The following is a 25422-nucleotide window of genomic DNA, read 5'->3' on the forward strand; positions in this document are numbered from 1 at the left end:
GTAACGATGTTGCATCGCGGGTAACGCGCTGCACGCCAAACGGCCCGAACCCTTACTTCCTAAGGTTTCAAAGCAATTTCGCGACTGCGAAATTCAAGCTGGTCCAAGGCGAATTTACGCCACTTAAAAGCAAAGAAGGCGCGCAAACGGCGCGCCTTCAGGTTGTTATTGGGATGAACAAAGTCAGAAGTACGTCAATGATTGCGCATCCCCCATCCACTTACAAGTCCTCATCGCATTCCAACTATCACCCGACTCTCGAACCTGATTGTTATTCAGTTATCGCACGTCATTTGCGTTGACGCTCCTCCCCCGCTGCTTCAGCCTCAGCTTGAAGCGCAGTCAATAGCGCTCATCAAGCTGCGGGGAGGCAGTTCATGAAATTCAGACCCACACTGTTGGCGTCCAGCGCCCTGCTGGCCGCCGCCATAGGCGCACCGGCCTACGCCCAGGGCGCCAACGTCATCGAGGAGCTGGTCGTTACCGCCGAGAAGCGCGAGCAGAGCCTGCAGGACGTGCCGGTGGCCATATCGGCCTTCACCAGTCGACAGCGCGACCTGGTCGGGATCAGCACCGTCCAGGACCTGACCAACTTCACGCCCGGCTTCGTCTACCAGTCGTCCAACGACCGATCGAGCATGCGGGGCATCGGCCGCCTGACGAACGTCCACGCTGTGGACGGCGCGGTGTCGATCTACATCGACGGCCTGTTCACCACCTCGACCGTCCTGGCGGGCGGTCCGCCCCTGGACGTCGAGCGGGTGGAGATCCTGCGCGGCCCGCAGGGCACCCTGTACGGCCGCAACGCCATCGGCGGCACGGTCAACGTGATCTCCGTGCGGCCCACCGAGGACTTCTACGCCGAGGTCCGAGCGATCGCCGAGAACTACGACTTCACCAACCTGCAGATGGCGGTGTCCGGCCCCATCGCGGACAACCTGCGGTTCCGCGTCTCAGGCTACAAGCTCGACCAGCGGAAGGGCTACTTCAAGAACGTCAACGCCGGCCAGCCCTCGGAGGGCAGCAAGCGCGACGAATACCAGGTCCAGGCGCAGCTCGAAGCCGACCTCGGCGAGAACGCCGACATCTGGGTCTCCTACAAGACGCTGGTCTGGCACAATCGCGGCGGCCCCGGCGCCCGGGCGGGCTATCTCAATGGCCCCTACGAGACCGGGCGGACCGATCCGAACTTCTCGATCGTCTACAACTCGGCGCACGGCTACACGCCCGAGACCGGCGTCAACGGGATCGTTCCGGGGAGCCTGCGCCAGTTCAACGGCTCGACCACCACCTCGAACCCGGCGCTGGTCGACAACCACCTGTTCAACTCGAACATCCCGCAGCGCGTGCGGCTGCGCGACGTGAATTCGCTGACGACCAACTTCGTCTACCACCTGCCGTCGATCGACGTGAAATACGTGGGCGGCTTCCAGGAATACAAATACGATCTGTACGGCGACACCGACGCCACCAGCGTGCAGTCGTTCCAGATCCCGCTGGCGCCGGGCTCGATCTGCGGCACGGTCGGCGCGCTGTTCGCGGCGGGCGCCTCAAGCGTCAACTGTTCGCCGCTGACGGTGAACGCGAACAACGGCTACCACTATTTCGAGTACCCCAAGTGGTACAGTCACGAGATCAACTTCTCATCCACGCACGACGGGCCCGTGCAGTGGATCGTGGGCGCCTTCTACTACAACGAGAAATACAGCGGGACCGGCAGCACGGCGGACTTCTTCCTTGTCGGGCCGTCTTCCCTGCAGACGCCGATCCTGGGCGCCGCGCCCAACCCCGACAACATCTGGTCCACCGGCAACTACAGCCTCACGACCCGCAGCAAGGCGGTATTCGGCCAGATCGACTGGCAGGCCACCGAGACGGTCAAGTTCACCGGCGGCCTGCGCTACACCAAGGACAAGAAGTTCGGGACGGAGTTCCGGCGGATCGTCTGCAACTCCGACGCCTGCTATCCCAGCCTCTATCCGGCCCTGGGCCTCGGCGCCTTCGGGCCCGGCACCGCAGCCAATTGGGGTAGCCTGCTCGGCAACCTCACCGCCCTTCCCGCCGTGGGTCAGGCGCTTGGCCTCGGCAACGCCCTGGCCCCTCTGGGTGGTCTCGGCAACGGGGCCATGGACCTGACGGACGCCCTGGCGCCGAAGAGCACGGCGGGCCCCATTGAGGGCGTCTCCACGCCGTCGGTCTGCACGGGCACGGGGGCGGCGCAGGTCTGCCGCCAGTACGTCATCGGCCCCAACGGCGTAGCGAGCCGCGGCCTCTCCGATACCTCCGACGCCGTGACCGGCACGGCCGGCGTTCAGTGGGAGCCGGATCCCGACACTCTCGCCTATGTCCGCTACAGCCGCGGCTACAAGGCCTTCGGCTTCTCGGCCGGCGGCTTCCTGGCCGACCCCAAGGCGGACGAGGAGACGGTGAACGCCTACGAGGCGGGCCTGAAGAAGAACTTCGGCGCCAACCTGCAGGTCAACCTGGCCGTCTTCTATCTGGATTACAAGAACCTGCAGGCTCCGGTGGCCGTGCGGGTGGGCGCCACCAACGTCACCCAGTTCGTGAACGTCGCGAAGTCGGTCTCGAAGGGCGGCGAGCTCAGCGTGATCTGGCGGCCGACAGAACCGCTGCGGCTGACGCTGGACTACGGCTACAACCCGACGAAGATCAAGAAGAGCGCCCTCCTCGTCGACGTGAACGACAATATCAACACCGGCGCCGTCAGCGTCGTCGGCAACGCCCTACCCCAGGCGCCGAAGCACAAGCTGGCGCTTAACGGGACCTACACGATCGACATGGAGCCGGGCGACCTGACCCTCGGCGCCACCTATCTCTACCGGTCGAAGTCGTACGCCAACGTCTTCGAGCGGGAGTACAACTCCGCGCCATCGTGGGACCAGGTCGACCTGCGGGCCATCTGGACCCCCACCGACGGCAAGTACACCGTGATCGCCTACGTGAAGAACGTCTTCAACGACGACGGCTATGCCGCCGCCGTGGCCGCCTCACAGCGCAACAACAGCGCCACCGTGGCGTCCGACCGCTTCCCGAACGGGGCGCAGGTGTTCGAGCTGACACCGCCGCGCATCTACGGCGTCGAACTGCAGTACCGCTTCTAAGGCTGAAACCGGGAGCGCCCCGCCGGCCGGCGGGGCGCTCCCATCACTTCGAGGCGGCCAGCAGCCGCTCGATCTGGCTCGTCCACGCCGCCTCGGTCTCCGGCGTCCACGCCGCGCCCGCGCGTTCGCGGCAGACGTCGCGGACGATCCAGAACAGGCTGTCGAACACCTTGGCCGGCGTCCCGAAGCCGTCATGGTTCACGCGCTCCGTCCGGACCAGGCCCGTCTGATACGGCCCGGCCGGGTTCATCAGGCAGTCGAAGACCATGGTCAGCATCTCGGCCCGGATCGAGCCGCTGACATCGCGATCGAAGCGCTCCTTGGTCTCCGGAAACCGCTCGAACAGGCGCGCGTAGATGGCATCGGACGGGTCGCCGACCAGTTCCAGCGACGCGGTTATCGGATCCACGCTCAGAGCGCCGCCTCGATGGCGCGGGTGACCTCACCGTCCAGCGGCTCGGTGCGCGGACCGAAGGCGCGGATTGCCTCGCCGTTCTTGCCGATCAGGATCTTGTGGAAGTTCCACACCGGCACGGCCGGCTCACCCAGTTGCTGTTCGGCCCATTTGTAGAAGGGGTGGGCGTCGTCGCCCTTCACGTCCACCTTGCCGGTCATCGGGAAGTCGATGCCGAAGGTCGTGCTGCAGAACGTCTCGATCTCGGCCTCCGTGCCCGGCTCCTGGCCCATGAACTGGTTGCAGGGCACGCCCAGGACCACGAGGCCCTTGTCCTTGTAGTCCGAGTACAGCTTCTCAAGGCCGTCGTACTGGGGGGTGAGCCCGCACTTTGAGGCGGTGTTCACGACCAGGACGGCCTTGTCCTTGAACGTGCTAAGCGGAAGCTCGCCGCCGGAGATCTTGTCGAAGGTGAAGTCGTGCGCGCTGGGCAAGAAGGCCTCCCGGGTCGTTTGGACGGGACCCTATCGCCGTTACGCGGCGTCCTCCAACGCCTGTTCCACCGCGATCGCCAGATCCAGAGCGGCGATGGCCTCGTCCACGGTCACGATCGGCCGCGGAGCCTCGCCGCGGACGGCCTGCAGGAACCCTTCGACACTGGCGCCCAGCGGATCCTTGGCGGCGGGGGTTTCGGCGAAGTCCGGGTTGAGCGCGAAGGGCGTGGTGTTGCGGAAGGTCCGCGCCATGAAGTCGATCTCGACCTCGCCCGATGGGTAGACGATGCGCATCGTCCGCCGGCGGGCCTCGGCCAGGCGGGAGACGTCCAGGATCGCCGCAAATCCGCTGTCGAAACTGACTTCGGCGCGGACCGCATCCCAGACGCCGTCGGGGCCCCGCGCGCCTTCGGCCTCGGCGGTGACGGGCTCCGCCGCCGCGATTGCGAGACAGAGGTCGATGTCGTGGATCATAAGGTCCAGCACCGCCGAGACGTCGCGGCTGCGGTCCGATGGCGGACCGTGCCGCAGCGCCTCCAGCCTGAGCGGCTGCTCGGGCGCGTCCAGCAGGCCCATGGCGCGGAAGACGACCCGCTCCTGATGGCCGCAGGCGACGACGACGCCCTTGGCCGCGGCGGCCGCCCTCACCTTGTCGGCCTCGGCGACGCTCACGCCGATCGGCTTCTCCACATAGACGGCCCTGCCCGCCGCGATGGCGGCCAGCGCCTGGTCGGCGTGGTGGGTGGCGGGCGAGGCGATGGTCACCACGTCCACCTCGGCCAGGAAGGCGTCGAGATCGGCATAGGCCCGTGCGCCGAGCGGCATGGCGACCTTGGCCGCCCTGTCGGGGTGTGTGTCGTAGACCCCGACGAGGGTTACGCCCTCCAGTCGGGCGTACTGCCGCGCATGGTAGCCGCCGAAAACGCCCGCCCCGATCACGCCGCCGCGCAAGGTCTCGCTCATGGGGCGGCCGTTAGCACGCGCCGCGGCCTCGACGCCACCCGACCGGAGTCGTACAGCTGTTTGAAACCAGAGACTCGAGAGGAAGCCGATGACCACCGTCCGCGAGATCCGCCTGAAGAGCCGCCCGCGGGGCGTGCCCACCGCCGACAACTTCGAGCTCGCGAGCGTGGATCTGCCGCCCCCGGGCGAGGGCGAGGTCCAGGTCAAGAACCTCTGGATGACGGTCGATCCCTACATGCGCGGGCGCATGAACGACGTGAAGAGCTATGCGCCGCCCTTCGCCCTCGGCAAGGTCATGGACGGCGGCGCCATTGGCGAGGTGGTGGCCTCGAACAGCCCGGCCCTCAAGGTCGGCGATCTGGTGCAGTCCGGGTTCGGCTGGCGCGAAGGCTTCACCACCGGCGCGGACAAGGTCCAGAAGCTGGACCCGCGGGGCCTGCCGCCGCAGGCCTTCCTGGGCGCGGCGGGCATGCCGGGCCTCACCGCCTATGCCGGCCTGCTGCGGATCGCGGCGCTGAAGGACGGCGACGTGGTGTTCGTGTCGGGCGCGGCCGGCGCGGTGGGCTCGATGGTCGCCCAGATCGCCAAGGCCAAGGGGCACACCGTCATCGGCTCGGCGGGCGGGGCGCAGAAGGCCGCCTTCCTGAAGGAGATCGGGGTCGACCACGTGATCGACTACAAGGCCGAGAAGGACCTCAGCGCCGCCCTTGCGGCGGCCGCGCCGGACGGCATCGATGTCTATTTCGACAATGTCGGCGGCGAGCACCTGGAAGCGGCGCTGAACTCCGCCCGCCTGTTCGCCCGTTTCGCCATCTGCGGGATGATCTCGATGTACAACGCCGTCGAGCCGCCGCCGGGACCGCGCAACCTGGCCCAGCTGATCGGCAAGAACATCCGCATGGAAGGCTTCATCGTCTCCCATCACTTCGACATGATGCCGAAGTACGTCGAGGATCTGTCCGGGTGGGTGAAGGCCGGCAAGGTCACCTGGAAGGAGACGGTCGTCGAGGGGATCGAGAAGGCCCCCGACGCCTTCATCGGCCTCTTCTCGGGCGAGAACCTGGGCAAGATGCTGGTGAAGCTCGCTTAGGGCGTTGGACCGGCGCGGATGAGGGCGTAGAACCCCTCGTCCTCCCTTTTTCAGTATCTGGAGCCCGGCCGTGCCGCGCCTGTTTAGCGCCTATGTGATCGTCGACTGGAGTGCGGCGTCCAAGCCCACCACGGGGGCGGACTCCATCTGGATCGGTGTGCTGAAGCGCGACATCCGCTTCCGCATGGCGTTCGAGAGTTTCAATCCCGCCACGCGCGCGGAAGCCGAGACTCGGCTGAACGCTATCCTCGACGACCTGAAGAAGCGCGGCGAGCGGGCGCTGGTCGGCTTCGACTTCCCGCTGGGCTTTCCGCGCGGCTTCGCCGCGGCGCTGAGCCTGCCCGGCGAGCAGCCCTGGCGCGCGACCTGGGACCAGCTCAACAAGATGGTCAAGGACAAGGCCGACAACACCAACAACCGCTTCGGCGTCGGCTCCGAGATCAACCGCCGCATGACCGGCGGCCCGTTCCCCTTCTGGGGCTGCCCGCCCAAGGACGCCCTGACCACGCTGCAGCCCAAGCGCACGCGCGAGCATGGCCCGGGCGACCTGCCCGAGTACCGCCATGCGGACCTCGCGGCCAAGGGTGCGGCTTCGATCTGGAAGCTCTACTACAACGGCTCGGTGGGCGGTCAGGCGATCCTGGGCATCCCGTTCGTGCGCCGGCTGAAGCTCACCCGCGGCGAGGAGGCCATCCGGGCCTGGCCGTTCGAAACCGGCTTCAAGACCCTGACCGAAGCCGACCTGGCGGGCGTCGAAGCCGTGGTCGCCGAGGTCTATCCGTCGATGCTGAAACCGCAGGGCGCCCCGGGCGAGGTCAAGGACCTGACCCAGGTGCGCACGACGGCCGAACACTTCGCCCGCTTGGACGAGGCCAACAAGTTGGCCCCCCTGTTCGGACCGCCGAAGGGCACGGCGGCCGATATCGTGCTCGACGCCGAGCGCGAAGAGGGGTGGATCCTGGGCGCGGGCGGCTATTAGAGCGGGCGGCGGCTGAGCACCCAGAAGCGGGTCAGGAGGAAGCCGCAGGCCAGGAAGCTGGCGGCGACCACGGCCCAGGTGATGCCGATCAGGCCCATTTTCATGGGGATCGCCAGGTACCAGGCCAGGGGCATCATGACGCCGATGTAGCTGGCCAGGTGCGTGGTGGTCGGAAGCCAGACGTCACCCCGCGCGCGCAACGACTGGGCCGTGACCACCTGCAGCGCGTCCGGGATGAAGAATAGGCACGACAGGATCAGGGCCGGTGCGGCCATGGCGATGGTCGCCGCATCGCGGGTGTAGCCGCGCGAGATCAGCTCGGCCGTCGGCCAGATCGCCAGCGACACCAGGACACCGAACACCAAGGTGACGACGAAGCAGATGACGCCGGCGCGGTTGACGCCGGCGAGGTCGCGCGCGCCATAGGCCTTGCCCACCAGCACCGCCGCGCCGGTGGCAAGGCCCAGCGGCACCATGAACACGATCGCCGCCACGTTCAGCACGATGGCCCAGGCCGCCACGGCGAGGCCGCCAATCCAGCCGGCGATGATGTTCATGCTGGCAAAGGCCGCCACCTCGAAGAAGTTGGAGATGCCCGCCCCATAGCCGATCCGACGCTGCTGCAGGGCGCCCGGCCGGTCGATCTCGGGCTTAGTGAAGACGCCCAGCGCACGGGCCTCCGGCATGCGGGCGATGTAGGTCAGCATGGCCAGCGCCAGGAAAGTCCGCGCCCCCGCCGTCGCCCAGGCGCCGCCCACCGCACCCAGGGCCGGCAGATCGAAGGTTCCGGGCACCAACAGCAGGTTGAGCACCAGATTGACGACGTTCGCTGCCCACATCGCCCAGGCGGCCGGGCCAGGCCGGGACAGCCCCTCCAGCCAGAAGCTGGCGGCGACGCTGATCGTGTACCCCGGCAGCGACAGCGCGAAGATCAGCAGCGCCCGGCTCGCGCCATTGGCCAGGTCCGGCTCCAGGCCGATGGACTTCAGGAAGACGGGTCCGAGGGCCAGCAGGGCGGCCGTCGAGACGATGCCGATCCAGAAGCTGTAGACGAGGCCCCGCCGCAGGACCGCCCCTGTGAGGTCGCGCCGCCCCTCCCCGATCCGCCGCGCGGTCATCACCTGGACGCCGGCCATGAGGCCTACCGCCATGGTCAGGATCACGCTGGTCGGCGCCCAGGCCAGGGCGTGGTAGCCGAGTTCCCGGGCCGAGTAGTTGCCGACCACGATCGCGTCCACCAGTCCCATCGCCATGATGCCCAGGCGCGACAGCACGACCGGCCCCGACAGGGTCAGGAGCTGGGTGAGGTCGGCGCGGACGAGCGAGGGCTCCTGGGCCGCCGAGCGGTCCATGGCAGAGGTTCCGGTTGTCAAAGAGGCCCGGAGACTGGCGCCGGCGCCAAAACAGGGCAAGCCCAGCTTGGCCGTCGTCAGCCGTCCGTGCTTGGCCGTGGCCGTGAAGGCACAACGGGCGCGCCCAGTTGGGCGCACCCGCCACTGTCAGATGTTGACCGCCACACGCTGCGACAGGTCCACGCGGTCGTCCTTCAGGCGCTCGGCCACGAGGAACGCGAGTTCCAGGGCCTGCTCGCCGTTCAGGCGCGGGTCGCAGTGGGTGTGGTAGCGGTCAGCCAGGTCGCCCTCGGCCAGCGCGCGGGCGCCGCCCAGGCACTCGGTGACGTTCTGCCCGGTCATCTCCAGGTGCACGCCGCCGGGGTGGGTCCCCTCGGCCTTGCAGACGTCGACGAAGGACTTCACCTCCGACAGGATCCGGTCGAACGGCCGGGTCTTGTAGCCGTTGTTGGCCGTCAGCGTATTGCCGTGCATCGGGTCGATCGCCCAGACCACCTTGCGGCCCTGGGTCGCCCGCAACAGGGTCGGCAGGCGCTGTTCGATCTTGTCGTAGCCGAAGCGGCCGTAGAGCGTCAGGCGGCCAGCCTCGTCCTTCGGGTTCAGCACGTCGATGAGCCGCAGCAGTTCGTCCGGCTCCAGCGTCGGGCCGACCTTCACGCCGATCGGGTTCTTGATGCCACGGAAGTACTCCACGTGGGCGCCGTCCAGCTGGCGGGTGCGCTCGCCGATCCACAGCAGGTGGGCCGACGTGTCGTACCATTCGCCCGAGGTGCTATCGACGCGGGTCATCGCCTCCTCGAAGCCCAGCAGCAGGCCCTCGTGGCTGGTGAAGAACTCCACCCGGTGCATCTCGGGATGCGTCTCCGGGGTCACGCCGATGGCGGCCATGAACGTCAGGGACTCGCTGATCTTCTCGGAGAGCTCGCGGTATCGCGCGCCCTGCGGGCTGTCGTTCACGAAGCCCAGCGTCCAGCGGTGGATGTTGTAGAGGTCGGCATAGCCGCCCCCCGCGAACGCCCGCAGCAGGTTCAGCGTCGCCGCCGACTGGCTGTAGGCCTGCATCAGCCGCTGCGGATCCGGGATCCGCGCCTCGGGCGTGAATTCCATGCCGTTGATGTTGTCGCCGCGGTAGGACGGCAGCTCCACGTCGCCGATCTTCTCCACCGGAGAGGAGCGCGGCTTGCCGAACTGGCCAGCCATGCGGCCCACCTTCACCACCGGCTTTCCGCCGGCGAAGGTCAGCACCACCGCCATCTGCAGGATCAGGCGGAAGGTGTCGCGGATGTTGTCGGCGGCGAATTCCTTGAAGCTCTCGGCGCAGTCGCCGCCCTGGAGCAGGAAGGCCTTGCCGGCCGCCACGTCGCCCAGGAGGCTCTTCAGCCGGCGGGCCTCGCCTGCAAACACCAGCGGCGGCATCTTGCGAAGGGTGGTCTCAACACGCGAAAGCTCGGCCATGTCCGGATAATCGGACGGGATGTGCTTGGCGGGTTTTCCTCTCCAGGATGCGGGCGTCCAGTGTTCGGTCATCGTCTTCACTCAGGAACCGCCGGTTGTTCGGCGGGCCGGGCGTTTTACTCGGAACGGCCCCGGGCGTCGATGCCTAGCTTGCCGCAGTCTCCTCGGCGTCGGCCAGGGTGGCGATGACCGCAGTGAGCGCCGCCAGGGCCAGCCACCACTCCTGCCAGACGCCGAAGCTGACGACACCGAACAGCAGGTAGACCGAGGCTGAGCCCGCCGTCGCGGCGGCGGTCAAGCTGCGCGCGTCCCGGGCGAGACGGCGGAAGACGAAGGCCCAGGCCAGGGCCGCGGCCGCGGCGCCGACCATGCCCAGTTCCAGCCAGACCTGCAGCGGCCCGTTGTGCGGGTGCAGCTGGATGTGGGGGCTGAACGCCCGGCTGGCGTCGAGACCCCAGCCGCGGAACGGGTGGTCCGCTATGCGGGCAATAGCGTAGCCCCAGTATCCGACCCGCTGTTCCCACGACTCCGGCAGGCCCCGACCGAGCCCCAACACGAGCATGGCCAGGATCAGGAGCGGCATGGCGATCACGAGGCCGGCGGCGCCCAGCGCCAGCCCCTTGGGCGCCCTCCGCGGCCAGATCCAGACCAGGGCCCCGACGAGCACGGCAAGGCCGACCGCCAGCACCGGCGCATCCGACCCGAAATTGTGCGCCAGCAACAGGGTTCCCAGCGCCATGGGCGCGGCCAGCCACGCCGGCGCCCCTGCCCTATATCCGCCGACCGCAGCCACCGGCCAGAGCAGGGCCAGGACGAAGCTTCCCTGGGCCACGTTCTTGCGCCCCAGATCCGGCCGGATCGGGTCGTTGATCAGCTCGCGCAGGCCCCGGTAGATCGCCGCGCCGGTGAAGGCCTCGACCAGCAGCACGGCGCCATAGGCCGCCAGGCCCCAGGCGAAGATGCGCAGCGCCAGCCGGCGCAGGGCCGGATCGGCGCGCCGCGCCGCGACCCAGGCCGCCCAGTAGAGGGGCAATTGCAGCAGAAGCTTGAGGGCGACGCTGTCCTCGAGTTCGGACGGCCGGTGCGGACTCCAGAACGTCGAGAACGCGGCCCAGGCGACGCCCGCCAGCAACACGACCGCAAGCGGCGCCTCCCGCGGGCCGATGCGCAACGGCCCCAGGCACAACAGCCCGACCAGGCCCAGCAGCGGCGCAAACCCCAGCGGTCCCAGCCATGCGAACAGCGGCGTAAGCGCCGCCGCGCCGACGAGCACCCAGCCGCACCACACGCCTGCGCTCCAGGACGCGGCGCGCGGCGGGTCGCCGTCCGACGCCAGACTCACCGGCGCCGCCCCGCAAGGCCTTCGCGCGGCAGGATCACGCCACCTGGCCGAGGGACGGCGGCAGGTGCTTCTCGCGCATGGTGACCAGTTCCTCCGCGAGCGTTGGATGCACGGCGCAGGTCGAATCCCACTGAGGCTTGGTCACGCCCATCTTCAGGGCCACAGCCGCCATCTGGATGATCTCGGGCGCGTCGGGGGACACCACGTGGCAGCCCAAGATCTTCTCGCTGCCCTGCTCCACGACCAGCTTGAGCAGTGCGCGGGTGTGGCCGCCGTAGAAGGTCTCCTTCATCGGCCGCAGGTTGGCCAGGTAGATGTCGATCTTGGGGCCGTACTGGTGGCGGGCGTCGGCCTCGGACAGGCCCACCGACCCCACCGGCGGCTGCGAGAACACCGCCGAGGCGACCATCTCATGGTCGAAGCGGGTCGGTTGACCGTGGAACTCGGTCAGGGCGAAGGCCTGGCCCTCGCGGATCGCCACCGGGGTCAGGTTGATCCGATTGGTGACGTCGCCCACTGCCCAGATGTTGTCCACGTTGGTCTTCGAGTAGTCGTCCACCTTGACCGCGCCGGTGTCGTCCAGTGCGACGCCCGCGGCCTCCAGGCCCAGCCCCTCGGTGTAGGGCTCCCGTCCCACGGCGAACATGATCACGTCGGCCGTGAGGTTGTGGCCGTCGACGCAAGCGCCGATCAGGCCCCCCTCGGTCTTCTCGATCTTCGCGATCTGGGCGCCCAGCCGGATCTTGATCCCGCGCTCTTCCATCTGGCTGGCCACGAACGCGCGGACGTCGTCGTCGAAGCCGCGCAGCAGGTTGGGGCCCCGATGAACGAGGGTCGTTTCGACACCCAGGCCGTTGAAAATCCCGGCGAACTCCACGGCGATGTAGCCGCCGCCCACGATCACGATCCGCTTCGGCAGCTCTTCGAGGTGGAAGGCCTCGTTCGAGGTGATCGCGTGCTCGATCCCCGGCAGGTCATGCGGCATCCACGGGCGGCCACCGGTGGCGATCAGGATCTTCTTCGCGGTGACGCGGCCCCGCCCCTCCACCTCGACCGTGTGACGGTCCACCAGCCAGGCCTTGCCGTGCACCAGCTCGGCGCCGGCGTTCTGCAGGTTGCGGACGTAGATGCCCGACAGGCGGGCGATCTCATCATCCTTGGCCATCAGGAACTTCGGCCAGTCGAAGCTGGTCTCGCCGACGGTCCAGCCATAGCCCCGCGCCGTCTCGAATTGTTTTGAAAACTCCGAGGCGTAGACCATGAACTTCTTCGGCACGCACCCGCGGATCACGCAGGTGCCGCCCACGCGGTGCTCCTCCGCCACCAGCACCTTGGCGCCCGACATGGCCGCCACCCGGGCCGCGCGCACGCCGCCAGAGCCGGCGCCGATGACGAAAAGATCGTAGTCGTAGTCCGCCACCGGCAGCTCCTAAGGTTCCAGCTCGACGACGCCGTCCGGCGTGCCGACAAGTGCGCGATCGGCGAGGTCGAGGAACAGCCCGTGGTCCACGACGCCAGTGACGCTCTTCAGCGCCGCCGCCAGGGCCGCCGGTTCCTCGATCCGACCGCAGTGAGCGTCATAGATAAGGTTTCCGCCGTCGGTTCTTACAGGCTCGCCGTCCTTTCGGCGAAGCACCGGCGCGATGCCGATCTCGCATTCCGAGAGGGCGTCGCAGATCCTGAGCGCCGTCGTCTTGTGGCCGAACGCCACCACCTCGATCGGAAGCGGGAATTTTCCGAGGGTCTTCACGGTCTTGGCCGCGTCGGCGATGACCACGCAGGACTTCGAGGCCTCCCAGACCAGCTTCTCGCGCAGCAGGGCCGCGCCGCCGCCCTTGATCAGCGACAGGCCGGGGCCGATCTCGTCGGCGCCGTCCACGGTGAGGTCGATGGTCCGCGTCTCGCCCAGCTCGCCCAGCCGGACGCCGAGGCTGGCCGCCAGGTCCGCGGTGGCCTGCGAGGTCGGCACGCCGACGATGTCGAGTCCCCGGGCGGCCAGGGCGCGGACGAACCAGGCCGCCGTCGAGCCGGTGCCCAGGCCGACGACCATGCCGCTCTCCACCAGGGCCGCGGCAGCCTCGCCGGCGGCCCGCTTCTGGGCGTCGGCGTCGTTCATTTCCGGGCCGCCTTCTTCTCCGCCATCTTCTTGCGGAACTTCGCCGCCCAGCCTTCCTTCTGCGCCTGCTTGCCCCGCCCGATGGCCAGGGCGTCGGGCTCCACGTCCTCGGTGATCACCGAGCCCGAGCCCGTGTAGGCGCCCGCCCCGATCCTGACCGGCGCCACCAGCGCCGAGTTCGAGCCGATGAACGCGCCTTCGCCTACGTGGGTGTCGTATTTGAAGAAGCCGTCGTAGTTGCAGAAGATCGTCCCGGCGCCGATGTTCGCGCCCGCGCCCACCGTGCCGTCGCCCAGGTAGCTGAGATGATTGGCCTTGGCGCCCTTGCCCACCGTCACCTTCTTGACCTCGACGAAGTTGCCGATGTGGGCGTCCTCGCCGATGTCGGCGCCCGGCCGCAGGCGGGCGTAGGGGCCGATCAGGGCGCCTTCGCGGACCACACAACCCTCCAGGTGGCTGAAGGCGCGGATGACCGCCGCCGTCTCGACCGTCACGCCCGGCGCGAAGACCACATAGGGCTCGATCGTGGCGCCTGCCGCGACCTGCGTGTCCCAGGCGAAGAACACCGTCTCCGGCGCGGTCATGGCCACGCCCTCGGCCAGAAAGTGCGCGCGCCGCCGCCTCTGGAACTCGGCCTCGGCCTGCGAGAGCTGCATGGGCGTGTCGGCGCCCATGACGGCGGTCTCCGGCGCGGTGTGCGCGCGGACCAGCCGCTCTTCCCCCACCGCCTCGGCCACGATGCCCGTCAGGAAATACTCGCGCTTCGGGTTGTCGTCGGTCAGCCGCGAGAGCCAGCGGAACAGGTCGTCGCGGCCGGCCAGGTACATGCCGGCGTTGCACAGGCGGACCTGTTTCTCGGAATCGCTGGCCTCGCTGGGCTCGACGATGCGCATCACATGGCCGTCCGCGCCGCGGATCACCCGCCCATAGAGCAGCGGGTCGACCGGCTCGAACGCCAGCAAGGCCAGCGAGGCGCCGTTCTGGCGGAGGGTGAAGAGCGGTTCCAGGTCCTGGGCCTGCAGCAGCGGCGGGTCGGCGTTGACCACCAGCACGTCGCCGTCGAAATCGGCCAGCGCCGCCTCGGCGCAGAGCACCGCATGGCCGGTGCCCTTTGGCGGGTCCTGGACCACCACGGCGGCCTCCCCAAGGCGCTTCACCACCAGGTCCCGGACCTGGGGGATCGTACCCACCACCACGTGGATGCGTTCGCAGCCCGCCGCCTGCACCGTGTCGATGATCCGGTCCAGCAAGGTGCGGCCGCCGACCTTGTGCAGCACCTTGGGCGTCCGTGACTTCATCCGCGTGCCGTGGCCGGCAGCCATGATCACGGCGGCTCTGGCGGTCATTCGGCGCTCCCAAGGCAGTCATCGAGTCTTCGTTCGCCCCCCCGCTTAGCAAGCCTTGTGGCGGCGCGCGACCGCGGGCTAGCCTCCGCCCCGTCCTGTCAGGGAGTCTCCATGAAAATCGGCCCGCGTCTCGCCACCCTCCTGGCCGCCTCCGCGCTCGTCGCGCTCGCCCCGGCCGCGGCGCAATCGGCCGATGCGGCGTTGGAGGCCAGGTTCGACGGCCTGATCGACAACGCCGAGATGGGCGGCTGGCTCAAGACCATGTCGGCCGAGCCGATCCACGTGGGCTCGGCGCACAACAAGAAGAACGCCGAGATGACCTTGGCCCAGTTCAAGGCTTGGGGCTGGGACGCCCGGATCGAGACGGCCTGGGTGCTGTATCCGACGCCCAAGGAGGTGCTGCTCGAGCTGACCGCCGGCGCGGGCGCGCCCTTCAAGGCCACCCTGACCGAGGCGCCGATCCCTGGGGACGAGAGCTCGAGCCGCACCAAGGACCAGCTCCCGGCCTATGTGGCCTTCCAGGGCGACGGCGACGTCACTGCCCCGCTGGTCTACGTGAACTACGGCATGCCGGCCGACTACGAGGCGCTGCAGCGGCTCGGCGTCTCGGTGAAGGGCAAGATCGTCATCGCCCGCTACGGCCAGGGCTGGCGCGGGCTGAAGCCCAAGCTGGCGCAGGAGCACGGCGCGGTCGGCGCAATCATCTATTCCGACCCGCGCGACGACGGCTATTCGGCGGACGACGTCTATCCCAAGGGCGCGGCGCGGCCGGCCAACGGCGTCCAGCGCGGCTCGGTCGCGGACATGACCCTTTTTCCGGGCGATCCCACGACGCCGGGCTACGGCTCGACCAAGGACGCCAAGCGCGTTCCCAGAGAACAGGCCGAGACGATCCTGAAGATCCCGACCCTGCCGCTGTCCTACGGCGACGCGCAGATGCTGCTGAAGGCGCTGGACGGGCCGGTCGCGCCGCCGAGCTTCCGCGGCGGCCTGCCCCTCACCTACCACGTGGGCGGCGGCGAGACGGCCAAGGTCCGGCTGAAGGTCGCCTCCGACTGGAGCCTGAAGCCGGCCTACAACGTGATCGCCACCCTCAAGGGCCGCCAAAGGCCGGACGAATGGATCGTCCGAGGCAACCACCGTGACGGCTGGGTGTTCGGCGCCACCGACCCGCTTTCGGGCCACGTGGCCATGATGGGCGAGGCCAAGGCGCTGGGCGCCCTGGCAAAGGCCGGCTGGAAGCCGAAACGGACCATCGTCTACGCCAGCTGGGACGCCGAGGAGCCGATGCTGCTGGGATCCACAGAATGGGCCGAGACCCACGCCGCCGAGTTGAAGAGGAAGGCGCTCGTCTACATCAACTCGGACAGCAACAGCCGCGGCTTCCTGGACGTGGGCGGCAGCCACTCGCTGCAGCACTTCGTGAACCAGGTGGCGGCCGACGTGAAGGACCCGCAGACCGGCGTCAGCGTGGGCGAACGGGCCCGCGCCGGCCTCGCCGTCCAGGGCGAGGCGCCCGGCGCCACTCCGCGGGCCGTGGCCCTGGCCAAGATCGCGGCCGATCCCGCCCGGGACCTGCCCCTGGATCCGTTGGGCTCGGGCTCGGACTACTCCACCTTCCTGCAGAACCTGGGCATCGCCTCGCTGAACGTGGGCTTCGGCGGTGAAGGCGACTCGGGCGGCGTCTACCACTCGGCCTACGACACCTACGAGCACCACAGCCGGTTCGTGGACCCGGGCCACGCCTATGCCGGCGCCCTGGCCAAGGTGGCCGGCCGCATGGTGCTGCGGATGGCCGACGCCGAGACGACGGTGCAGCGCTACGGCGACTTCGCCGGGACCGTCGCGGGCTACCTCGACGAGGTGAAGCGCCTGGCCGACACGACGCGCGACCAGGCCGCCGCCCGCAGCCGCCTGCTCGCCTCGGGCGCCTACAAGCTCGCCGACGACCCGACGATTCCGCGCGGCGACCCAGCGACCCTGCCGGCCTCGCCAGCGCTGGATTTCACGCCGATGGACGCCGCCCTGGCCCGCCTGAAGGCCAGCGCCGCGACGTTCGACGGCGCCCTGGCCGCGAAGGGCTCCGGCCTGTCCGCTGCGCAGAAGACGAAGCTGGGCGCCGCGCTCCTGCCGCTGGAACAGCGGCTGCTGCGGGAGCAGGGCCTACCGTTCCGGCCGTACTACAAGAACATGATCTACGCCCCCGGCCGCTTCACCGGCTACGGAGCCAAGACCCTGCCTGGCATCCGCGAGGCCATCGAGGAGCGGCGCTTCGAGGACGCGACCCGCTACATCGGCCTCACCGCCGAGGCGCTGAGCGACTACGCCGCCGGGCTCGAGGCGGCGACGGCGGTGATCAATGGGGGCTGACATCCTGCGCGGCGCGGTGGTCGCCTTCGACCTCGACGGCACCCTGGTGGATACGGCGCCCGACCTGATCGGCACGCTGAACGTCCTCCTGGGGGACGAGGGCCTGCCCGCCCTGCCCCTGGACGAGGCGCGCCCGTTCATCGGCCGCGGCGCCCGGTGGCTGATCGAGCGGGGCTTCGAGGCGGCGGGCCAGCATCTGCACCCCGCCCGCGTGCAGCCCTTGTTCGACCGCTTCATCGCCCACTACCTGGACCACATCGCCGACGAGAGCCGGCCGTTCCCCGGGTGCGAGGCCGCCCTCGACGCGCTGCGGGCCGCAGGCGCCAAGCTGTGCGTCTGCACCAACAAGCGCACGGACCTGTCGGTGGCGCTGCTGGAGACACTGGGCCTCGCCAGCCGCTTCGAGGCGGTGATCGGGGCCGACGCCGCCCCCGCGATCAAGCCCGATCCGCGCCACCTGCAGGCCGCGGTCGACGCCGTAGGCGGGGACATGACCCGCGCCATCATGGTCGGCGACGCCTTCACCGACGCCGGTGCCGCCCGCGCGGCCAAGGCCGGCCTGATCCTGGTCAGCTTCGGCTACACCGAGGTCCCGGCGGCCGACCTCGACCCGGACATCCTTATCCACAGCTTCGACGAACTGCCCGACGCCTGCGTGCGGCTGTTGGGCGCTTGCGGCGCGCAAGCCGGTCGGTTATAGCCCCCGCCTTCCTGCGGCGGATGCGTAGCTCAGCGGGAGAGCACCTCGTTCACACCGAGGGGGTCACAGGTTCAATCCCTGTCGCATCCACCATTTTCTTCCCGACATTCCATGGGCTTCTATCCTCGCCTGGCCTTTGCGGCCCGGGAAGCGAGGCAACAGGCGGCTGCCCGCCAGGCTCGAAGGGTCGAACGTCGCGCCCCCCTCGACGCGATGAGGCGATCACGGCGGCGATCCGCGTCAGATGTTGAATTGTCCCCCGCCGCCCCGTAGCTTTCAGGAGCCCGGGATGAAGCGGTGTCCCGGTCAGGCTGAGGCCCAACCACCGCGCACCTCCGCTTGGAGACGCGAATGGGCCTGTTCCCCATATACCTCGGCCGACGGACGACCATGCTTGCGCTCGCTGATGCGGCGCTGGCCGACATCGTGATGACCTTGGACGACGCCATCGCGGCGAAGCTGCGTCGCGCAGAGGTCTGCTCGTGAACGCGGGCGGCAAGGTGTCGCTGGCCGAGGCGACCAGGACGTGGGCCCGCATCGCGGCGCTGAGTTTCGGCGGCCCCGCGGGCCAAATCGCGGTGATGCACCGCATCCTCGTGGAGGAGAAGCGGTGGCTGGGCGAGCGCCGGTTCCTGCACGCGCTGAACTACTGCATGCTCCTGCCTGGGCCCGAGGCCCAGCAGCTGGCCATCTACATCGGCTGGCTGATGAACCGGACGCTGGGCGGCCTGATCGCCGGCGTGCTGTTCGTGCTGCCGGGCTTCGTCGCCATCATGGGCCTCAGCATCCTCTACGCGCTGTACGGCGACGTCGGTGCGGTGAGCGCCCTTTTCTTCGGTCTCAAGGCGGCGGTGCTGGTGGTGGTGGTCCAGGCCGTGATCCGGGTCGGGGGCCGGTCGCTGAAGAACCCGGTCATGATCGGCCTGGCCTCCGCGGCGTTCATCGGCATCTACGCCTTCGACCTCCCCTTCCCGGTCATTATCCTCGCGGCCGGGGTAATCGGCTTCTTCGGCGGGCGCGCCGGGGTGAAGGCGTTCCTCATCGGCGGCGGGCATGGCCCCAAGATGACGAACGAGGTGGCGGACGCCGATACGATCCTGGGTGAGGAGACACCGGACCACGCCCGCCCGGACCTGGCGTGGGCGTTGAAGATCGGGGCCGTCCTGGCCCTCCTCTGGGCGATTCCCGTGCTCGGCCTCGGCTTCGCGCTCGGCTGGGACGACGTCTTCGCCGAGATCGCGGTCTTCTTCTCGAAGATGGCGGTGGTGACGTTCGGCGGCGCGTACGCTGTGCTGGCCTATGTCGCCCAGGAGGCCGTGCAGACCTACGGCTGGCTGAGGCCGGGCGAGATGCTGGACGGTCTCGGCATGGCGGAGACGACCCCCGGCCCGCTGATCATCGTCACCCAGTTCGTGGGCTTCATGGGCGCCTATCGCGGCGCGAGCGGCATGAGCCCTCTGACGGCCGGCGTGCTGGGCGGCGTCCTGACCACCTGGGTGACCTTCGTCCCCTGCTTTCTCTGGATCTTCCTGGGCGCGCCGTTCGTGGAAGCCCTGCGCGGGGCGCGGGCGCTGAATGCGGCCCTGGCGGCCATCACGGCGGCAGTGGTGGGCGTGATCCTGAACCTGGCGATCTGGTTCGGGCTGCACGTGCTCTTCGCCGAGGTTCGGGAGGTGGCGGCCGGCCCGCTGTCGCTAGACCTGCCGGTGCCCGCCTCGGTGAACCTGCCCAGCCTGCTGCTGGCCGCCGCCGCGGCCATCGCCGCCTTCCGCTTCAAGGTGGGCGTGATTCCGCTGCTGCTCGGCTGCGCGGCGGCCGGCGTGGGCCTCTACCTGACCGGCGTCGTACAGGGGTAGCGCACGCCTGCCACCGGAAGACCTCTTCGACGCCCGGCCGACCGCCACCCGACCACGGGCGATCACACTGCCTTGCGGCCGTTGCGGAACGGCAGGTGGTCGAGCCACGCTGGCGCCCGCCGGTCGCCCGCCCGGTCCCGCCCGTGCACGAGACTGTAGAGCGCGGGCAGCACCAGCAGGGTCAGCAGGGTGGACGAGATGACGCCGCCGATGACGACCGTCGCCAGCGGCCGCTGGACCTCGGCCCCAGGGCCCACGTTCAGCGCCATGGGGACGAAGCCCAGGCTCGCCACCAGCGCCGTCATCAGCACCGGGCGGAGCCGGGTCAGAGCCCCTTCCCTGGCGGCGTCCAACGGCGACTTGCCCTCTTCGATCAGCCCGCGGATGAAGCTCACCAGCACCACGCCGTTCAGAACCGCCACGCCCGAAAGCGCGATGAAGCCGACGGCGGCCGAGATCGAGAGCGGCATGCCGCGCATCAGCAGCGCCGCGATCCCGCCGGTCAGCGCCAGGGGCACGCCGGAGAAGACGATGGCGCTGTCCTTCACCGAGCGGAACAGCGCGAACAGCAGGCCGAAGATCAGCGCCAGCACCACCGGCACCACCAGCTGCAGCCGCTTGGCGGCCGAGATCAGCTGCTCGAAGGTGCCGCCGTAGCTGATCCAGTAGCCGGCCGGGACCTCCACCTCCGCGCCGACCTTGGCCTGCGCCTCGGTGATGAACGAGCCCAGGTCGCGGCCGCGGACGTTGGCGGCGACCACCACCCGGCGCTTGCCGTTCTCGCGGCTGATCTGGTTCGGCCCCTTCTCCACCGCGATGGTCGCGACCTCCTCCAGCGGCACGAACGAGCGTCCGCCGGCGCTCCGGACCGGGATCTGCAGCCGCCCGATGGCGTCGGTGTTCTCGCGAACCGCCTCCGGCAGCCGAACCACCACGTCGAAGCGGCGGTCGCCCTCGAAGACCTGGCCGGCGACCACGCCGCCCACCGAGGTCTGCACCACCTCCTGCACGTCGGCCATGGCGATGCCGAGCCGCGCCAGGGCGGCGCGGTCCGGCGTGATCTGCAGCACCGGCAGGCCGGTGACCTGTTCCAAGCCCACGTCCTCCGCGCCCTCGACCCCTTCGACCACGCCCTTGATCTCATTGCCGAGCGCCAGGAGCTGGTCGAGGTCGTCCCCGAATACCTTGACCGCGACGTCCGCCCGCACGCCCGACAGGAGCTCGTTGAACCGCATCTGGATCGGTTGAGTGAACTCGTAGTTGTTCCCCGGGATCTGGGCGACGGCGGCCTGCATCTCCTCCACCAGCTTCGCCCTCGGCTTGCGTGGGTCCGGCCAGTCCTTGCGATCCTTCAGCATGATGAAGGTGTCGGCGACCGACGGCGGCATAGGGTCGGTGGCGACTTCGGCGGTGCCGATCTTGGCGACCACCCGCTCCACCTCCGGGAACTGCGCGATGCGCTTCTCCAGCGCGGTCTGCATCTGGATGGCCTGGCTCAGGCTGGTCCCGGGAATGCGCAGCGCGTGCATGGCGATGTCGCCCTCGTCGAGGCTCGGCACGAACTCCGACCCCATCCGACTGGCGGCAAGGCCCGAGATCACGACCAGCGCGACCGCGGCGGCCACGAAAGGCACGCGGAGGCGCAGCGCCATGTCCAGTGCAGGTTCGTAGAGCCGGCGGGCGCCCCGCATGAAGACGGAGTCCTTCTCCGCGACCTTGCCGGTGACGAACAGCGCCACCGCCGCTGGGACGAAGGTGAGCGACAGGACAAGGGCAATGCTCAGCGCCATCACCACGGTGATCGCCATCGGGTGGAACATCTTCCCCTCCACCCCGGTGAGGGCGAAGATCGGCACATAGACGAGGGTGATGATCAGCACGCCGAACAGCGACGGGCGGATGACCTCGCCCGACGCGGACGCCGCCAGGTCGAACCGCTCCTGGCGGGTCAGCAGGCGGCCGAGGTTGTGCTGCGCCTCGCCGAAGCGGCGCAGACAGTTCTCGACGATGATCACCGCCCCATCGACGATCAGGCCGAAGTCCAGCGCCCCCAGGCTCATGAGATTGCCCGAGACCCCGGCCCGCACCATGCCGGTGATGGTCATCAGCATGGTGATCGGAATGACCGCGGCGGTGATCAGCGCAGCCCGAATGTTCCCGAGCAGCAGGAACAGCACCACGATGACCAGCAGCGCCCCTTCCACGAGGTTGGTCTCCACCGTCCTGATGGCGCGCTCCACGAGGTCGGTGCGGTCGTAGATCGGCTCGGCCACCACGCCGGGCGGCAGGGCCTTGGCGGCCTCCTCCAGACGCTTGGCCGCGGCCTGGGCCACCGTGCGGCTGTTCTCGCCGACCAGCATGAAGACGGTGCCCAGCACCACCTCGCGACCATTCTCGGTCGCCGCCCCCGTGCGCAGCTCCTCGCCCATGATCACGTCTGCCACGTCGGCGATGCGGACCGGCACGCCATTGTGGTTGGCGACCAGGATCGCGCCGAGGTCCTCGCGCGTGCCGGCCTGGCCTTGCACCCGGACCAGATACTGCTCGCCGTACCGCTCGATGTAGCCGGCGCCGACATTGGCGTTGTTCCGGCCCAGCGCCTCCACGATCTCCGACATGCTGACGTCGTAGGCAGCCAGCCGCTCGGGGATGGGCGTCACGTGGTACTGCCGCTCGAAGCCGCCGATGGTGTTCACCTCGGTGACGCCGGGAGTGTTGCGGAGCTGCGGCCGGATCACCCAGTCCTGCAGGGTGCGCAGGTCCTCCGGGGTATAGGCCGTGCCGTCGGGCTTTCGCGCGCCCGGCTTGGCCTCGAGCGTGTACATGAAGATCTCGCCGAGGCCGGTGGCGATCGGCCCGAGTTCGGGCGTCAGGCCCTCCGGCAACTGGCTCCGCGCCGCCTGCAGCCGCTCGTTGACGAGCTGGCGGGCGAAGTAGATGTCCGTGCCATCCTCGAAGACGACCGTGACCTGGCTGAGGCCGTAGCGCGAGACGGAGCGGGTGTACTGCAGGCCCGGCAGACCGGCGACGGCGGTCTCCACCGGGAAGGTGATGCGCTGCTCCGACTCCAGCGGCGAGAAGCCGGGAGCCTCGGTGTTGATCATCACCTGCACGTTGGTGATGTCCGGCGTGGCGTCGATGGGCAGGCGCTGGAAGCTCCAGACGCCGACCGCCCCGAACATCAGCGCGAGCGCGAGCACGGCCCACCGGAAGCGGATCGAGAGCGCGATGATGCGTTCAAGCATGGTGCGCGCTCCTAGTGGTCGTGGCTCGCGCCGGACTTCTCGATGTCCGCGCGGATGAGGAAGGCGCCGTCGACCACATATTCGGTCCCGGGCTCGAGGCCCCCCAGAACCTCGGTCCACTCGGGGGTGCGGCGGCCGATCTCCAGCATCCGCACCTCGTAGGTGTTCCCGACCTTGGCGTAGACCACCTCGAAGTCGCGGAAGGGTTGGATAGCCTTGGTGCGCACCGCCAGCGGCGCGGCCGTGGCGCCCACGGAGACTGTCCCTTTGACCCCCAGGCCGGGCCGCCACGCCTCGCCGGCGCCCGGCAGGTCGACGTGGGCTATGAGGGTCTGGTTGGTAAGGTCCGCCGTGGGCAGGATCGCCTCGATCCGGCCGGTGTAGCGGTGGTCGCCGGCCAGGCTCACCACGTCCACGGCCTGCCCCACGCGGACCCGCTCGGCATCGCGCGGATAGAGGAAGAACTCCGCATGCAGCCGGTTCGGATCGGCGACCACCAGGATCGGCTCATTGCCGGTGATGCCGCCCGCCGTGACGTTCTTCTTCACGATCACCCCGGAGATGGGCGCCGTCACCGAATAGGTCTGCAGACTCTCGCTGGACTCCACGCGCGCCAGCACCTGGCCCCGTTTCACGCGCTGACCGAGCTCGGCGTTCAGGCTGACCACCCGGCCGGGATAACGGGCGATGACGTCGGCCTGCCCCTCAGGGGTGATCTCCACACGTCCGTTGATCGGCAGGCTCTCGCCGAGGACGGCCGAACCCGCCTTCTCGGTCGTCACGCCGCCCGCACGGGCGGCATCGGCGCTGATCGTGGCGCGCCCCTCGTAGGAGGAATAGGCCCACTTGTGCGCCTTGCCCGCATGGGTGGCCGAGACGCTCACATCGAACGAGTGCGGCTCATGAACGATGGCCGGGCTGGTCAGATAGTCCGCCTCCGGCACGAAGGTGAAGCGGTCGACCTTCGGCCCAAGGCGGGTAAGCGCGATGCTCACCTGCACGCCCTTGGGATCGATGGGCTTGTCGTCCCGGTAGGCGTAGAGCCGGAACAGCGGGGCCGGCCCCTCCTCGTAGAGGGTGATCTCCAGGGCGAAGTCGCCGTCGCGCAGGAGGCGGCCGCGGTGCGGGCCCCGCTCGTACTCGGCGGCCGCCGCCTTGTGGGCTTCGGCGTCGGGGGCTTTGGGCGCCCCCTGGCCGCAAGCCGCGAGGGTCACGGACAGCAGCAGCAGCACGGCCGAGTGGCGGGCGCGCCGCCGGGTTTGGTTGGCGCGCATCAGCGACGCTCCGCATTGAGGTTCGAGGAAGCGAGCGCCGCATGGCGCCCGGTCAGGCGGTCGAGCGCCGCCTGATCCAGATGGAATTGCCGCAGGACCGCCACGCGGCGGGCCCGCGCATCGGCCAGCGCACGCTCGGCATCGGCCACGTTCATGTATTGAAAGCCGCCCCGGTTGAAGCCGTCGCGCACCTGTTCGACAGCCCGGATAGCGACCGGAATGACCTCGGCGCGCAGCCGCTCCGACTCGGTGGCCGAGGCCGCCATCCTCGCCATGAGCCGGGCGATCTCGCGCTCGCGAAGCACGCGCTCGGCCGTGATGTCGGCCTCCGCGGCGCTTCGTTCTGAGATGGCCCGGTCGATCGCGCCCTTGTTGTTGTCGTGGAGCCGCAACGGCAGGGTCCCGCCCACGACGAGCGCCACGTCGTTGCCGTCGCCGAAGTACCGGAAGCCGGCCCGGAGCGTGGGATCCGTCACCGCGCGGGACTGCTCTAGCCGCACATTGGACGTGGCCACGTCGCGCTCGGCCTCCAGCAGCGCAAGGTCGGCGACCGCGACCGCCCGGTCGCCAGACGGCGGGACGGCGCCGAAGAACGTCTCGAGGTTCAGGGCGAAATCCGCGGCGCCGCCCCAGTACCGCGCGACGACGTCACGCGCGTTTCGGGCCGCGGCGCGCGCCTGGTCGCGCTCGATCTCGGCCTGGGCCGTGGCGGCCTCGGCGCGGGAGCCTGCAAACAGCGGATCGCGGGCGGCGCGCACACGCCGGTCGACGTCAGTCTGTGCGGATTGCGCCGCGACGAGCCGGGCCTCGGCGATCAGCAGATCCGCCTCGGCGGACAGCGCCTCGGCATAGGCGACCTGGACGTCGCGCAGGAGGTCGAGGCGGCGAACGTCGCGGCGGCGGCGGGTCACCTCGGCGCCGGCGCGGGCGAGCCCGATCCGCGCTTCCCGCTTACCGCCGCGCTCCAGCGTCTGCTGGTAGCTCAGCGTCGCCTCGGTGCGATCCAGCACGGAGTACGTGCCGCTGCCCGCGAGATCCTCCAGTTCGAAGCCAAGGGAGGGGTTCGGCTTGACCCCCGCCTGGCGGACGCTCGCCTGGGCCGCGCCGAGGCGCGCGTCCCAGCCCGTCGCCGCGGGATCGGCCGCGCTGGCCCGCGCCAGGGCCTCGCCGAGGTCGAGGATCGGAGGGGCCGCGACGGCCGAGGACTGCGCGAGCGCGGCCGAGGGGCCCGTCACGGTGAGAAGCAGGCCGGCGATCAACGCCAACCCTGGCCGCGCCGATGCGCGACCGCGGTATCGAAGGTGCATGGTCTCTCTCGAAGCTG

General features: G+C 69.4%; 19 protein-coding genes and 1 tRNA gene. 8 read left to right on the forward strand and 12 right to left on the reverse strand.

The genetic code is table 11. From position 1 onward, the window contains the following. Nucleotides 1–377: 377 nt before the first annotated feature. Complete coding sequence (locus tag A2790_RS17000) at nt 378–3122, forward strand: TonB-dependent receptor (RefSeq protein ID WP_293393928.1); 2745 nt, start codon at nt 378–380, stop codon at nt 3120–3122. A gap of 43 nt (nt 3123–3165) precedes the next feature. Here the strand turns inward: A2790_RS17000 and A2790_RS17005 are convergent, their stop codons facing one another. The 3 genes from A2790_RS17005 to A2790_RS17015 are packed head-to-tail and all read right to left on the reverse strand — an operon-like array spanning nt 3166 to nt 4973. Continuing rightward, nucleotides 3166–3531 (reverse strand): globin, encoded by a 366-nt coding sequence (locus A2790_RS17005; RefSeq protein ID WP_293393930.1) that lies wholly within the window; start codon nt 3529–3531, stop codon nt 3166–3168. 2 nt (nt 3532–3533) lie between these two features. Further along, entirely contained in the window at nt 3534–4010 is a 477-nt protein-coding gene (locus A2790_RS17010; protein ID WP_293393932.1) for a glutathione peroxidase, read from the reverse strand. A 39-nt stretch (nt 4011–4049) separates the two neighbouring features. Then, nucleotides 4050–4973 carry a Gfo/Idh/MocA family oxidoreductase gene (locus tag A2790_RS17015; RefSeq protein WP_293393934.1) on the reverse strand — a complete coding sequence of 308 codons (924 nt, stop codon included), beginning with the start codon at nt 4971–4973 and terminating at the stop codon, nt 4050–4052. A gap of 88 nt (nt 4974–5061) precedes the next feature. Between A2790_RS17015 and A2790_RS17020 the strand changes: the two genes are divergently transcribed. Next, nucleotides 5062–6063 (forward strand): NADP-dependent oxidoreductase, encoded by a 1002-nt coding sequence (locus A2790_RS17020; protein WP_293393936.1) that lies wholly within the window; start codon nt 5062–5064, stop codon nt 6061–6063. A gap of 70 nt (nt 6064–6133) precedes the next feature. After that, nucleotides 6134–7042, forward strand: coding sequence for a cobalamin biosynthesis protein CbiG (locus A2790_RS17025; RefSeq protein WP_293393938.1), 909 nt, complete (start codon nt 6134–6136; stop codon nt 7040–7042). Here the strand turns inward: A2790_RS17025 and A2790_RS17030 are convergent. The 6 genes from A2790_RS17030 to glmU all read right to left on the reverse strand — a co-directional run bounded on the left by A2790_RS17030 (nt 7039) and on the right by glmU (nt 14653). Then, nucleotides 7039–8394, reverse strand: a complete 1356-nt coding sequence (locus A2790_RS17030) for an MATE family efflux transporter (protein ID WP_293393940.1) — start codon at nt 8392–8394, stop codon at nt 7039–7041. The genes A2790_RS17025 and A2790_RS17030 overlap by 4 nt on opposite strands. A 147-nt stretch (nt 8395–8541) precedes the next feature. Further along, on the reverse strand, nt 8542–9921 hold the full coding sequence (locus A2790_RS17035) for a class II 3-deoxy-7-phosphoheptulonate synthase (protein WP_293393942.1): 1380 nt from the start codon (nt 9919–9921) through the stop codon (nt 8542–8544). A gap of 73 nt (nt 9922–9994) precedes the next feature. Next, entirely contained in the window at nt 9995–11191 is a 1197-nt protein-coding gene (locus A2790_RS17040) for an O-antigen ligase family protein (protein ID WP_293393944.1), read from the reverse strand. Nucleotides 11192–11225: 34 nt separating this feature from the next. Then, nucleotides 11226–12611, reverse strand: coding sequence for a glutathione-disulfide reductase (gor, locus tag A2790_RS17045; RefSeq protein WP_293393946.1), 1386 nt, complete (start codon nt 12609–12611; stop codon nt 11226–11228). 9 nt (nt 12612–12620) lie between these two features. Continuing rightward, the gene (rpiA, locus tag A2790_RS17050) at nt 12621–13307 is read right to left on the reverse strand and encodes a ribose-5-phosphate isomerase RpiA (RefSeq protein ID WP_293393947.1); all 687 of its coding nucleotides are present in this window, start codon (nt 13305–13307) and stop codon (nt 12621–12623) included. Further along, nucleotides 13304–14653, reverse strand: coding sequence for a bifunctional UDP-N-acetylglucosamine diphosphorylase/glucosamine-1-phosphate N-acetyltransferase GlmU (gene glmU, locus A2790_RS17055; protein ID WP_293393948.1), 1350 nt, complete (start codon nt 14651–14653; stop codon nt 13304–13306). Before glmU ends, rpiA begins: the two co-directional genes overlap by 4 nt. Nucleotides 14654–14764: 111 nt before the next feature. On the opposite strand from glmU, the gene A2790_RS17060 reads away from it, so the two are divergent. The 5 genes from A2790_RS17060 (at nt 14765) to chrA (ending at nt 19579) form a co-directional block, all read left to right on the forward strand. Next, nucleotides 14765–17023, forward strand: a complete 2259-nt coding sequence (locus tag A2790_RS17060; protein ID WP_293393949.1) for a transferrin receptor-like dimerization domain-containing protein — start codon at nt 14765–14767, stop codon at nt 17021–17023. Continuing rightward, nucleotides 17013–17723: a phosphoglycolate phosphatase gene (gene gph, locus A2790_RS17065; protein ID WP_293393950.1), complete on the forward strand. Its 711-nt coding sequence runs from the start codon at nt 17013–17015 to the stop codon at nt 17721–17723. Before A2790_RS17060 ends, gph begins: the two co-directional genes overlap by 11 nt. An 18-nt stretch (nt 17724–17741) precedes the next feature. Beyond that, nucleotides 17742–17816, forward strand: a tRNA-Val gene (locus A2790_RS17070). Between the two features lie 258 nt (nt 17817–18074). After that, nucleotides 18075–18209 (forward strand): hypothetical protein, encoded by a 135-nt coding sequence (locus A2790_RS17075; protein ID WP_293393952.1) that lies wholly within the window; start codon nt 18075–18077, stop codon nt 18207–18209. Continuing rightward, nucleotides 18206–19579, forward strand: coding sequence for a chromate efflux transporter (gene chrA / locus A2790_RS17080; RefSeq protein ID WP_293393954.1), 1374 nt, complete (start codon nt 18206–18208; stop codon nt 19577–19579). Before A2790_RS17075 ends, chrA begins: the two co-directional genes overlap by 4 nt. Before the next feature lie 62 nt (nt 19580–19641). Here chrA and A2790_RS17085 read toward each other — a convergent pair whose 3' ends face one another. Genes A2790_RS17085 through A2790_RS17095 form a run of 3 tightly spaced genes read right to left on the reverse strand, consistent with a single transcriptional unit; the run spans nt 19642 to nt 25405 of the window. Beyond that, nucleotides 19642–22824, reverse strand: a complete 3183-nt coding sequence (locus A2790_RS17085; RefSeq protein ID WP_293393956.1) for a CusA/CzcA family heavy metal efflux RND transporter — start codon at nt 22822–22824, stop codon at nt 19642–19644. Nucleotides 22825–22835: 11 nt separating this feature from the next. Continuing rightward, nucleotides 22836–24098, reverse strand: a complete 1263-nt coding sequence (locus A2790_RS17090) for an HlyD family efflux transporter periplasmic adaptor subunit (RefSeq protein ID WP_293393957.1) — start codon at nt 24096–24098, stop codon at nt 22836–22838. Further along, the gene (locus A2790_RS17095) at nt 24098–25405 is read right to left on the reverse strand and encodes a TolC family protein (RefSeq protein WP_293393959.1); all 1308 of its coding nucleotides are present in this window, start codon (nt 25403–25405) and stop codon (nt 24098–24100) included. The genes A2790_RS17090 and A2790_RS17095 overlap by 1 nt, the downstream gene beginning before the upstream one ends. Nucleotides 25406–25422 lie beyond the last annotated feature (17 nt).

Origin of the sequence: Phenylobacterium sp. RIFCSPHIGHO2_01_FULL_69_31 (assembly GCF_001824475.1) — a bacterium.
Classification (GTDB): Bacteria; Pseudomonadota; Alphaproteobacteria; order Caulobacterales; family Caulobacteraceae; genus Phenylobacterium.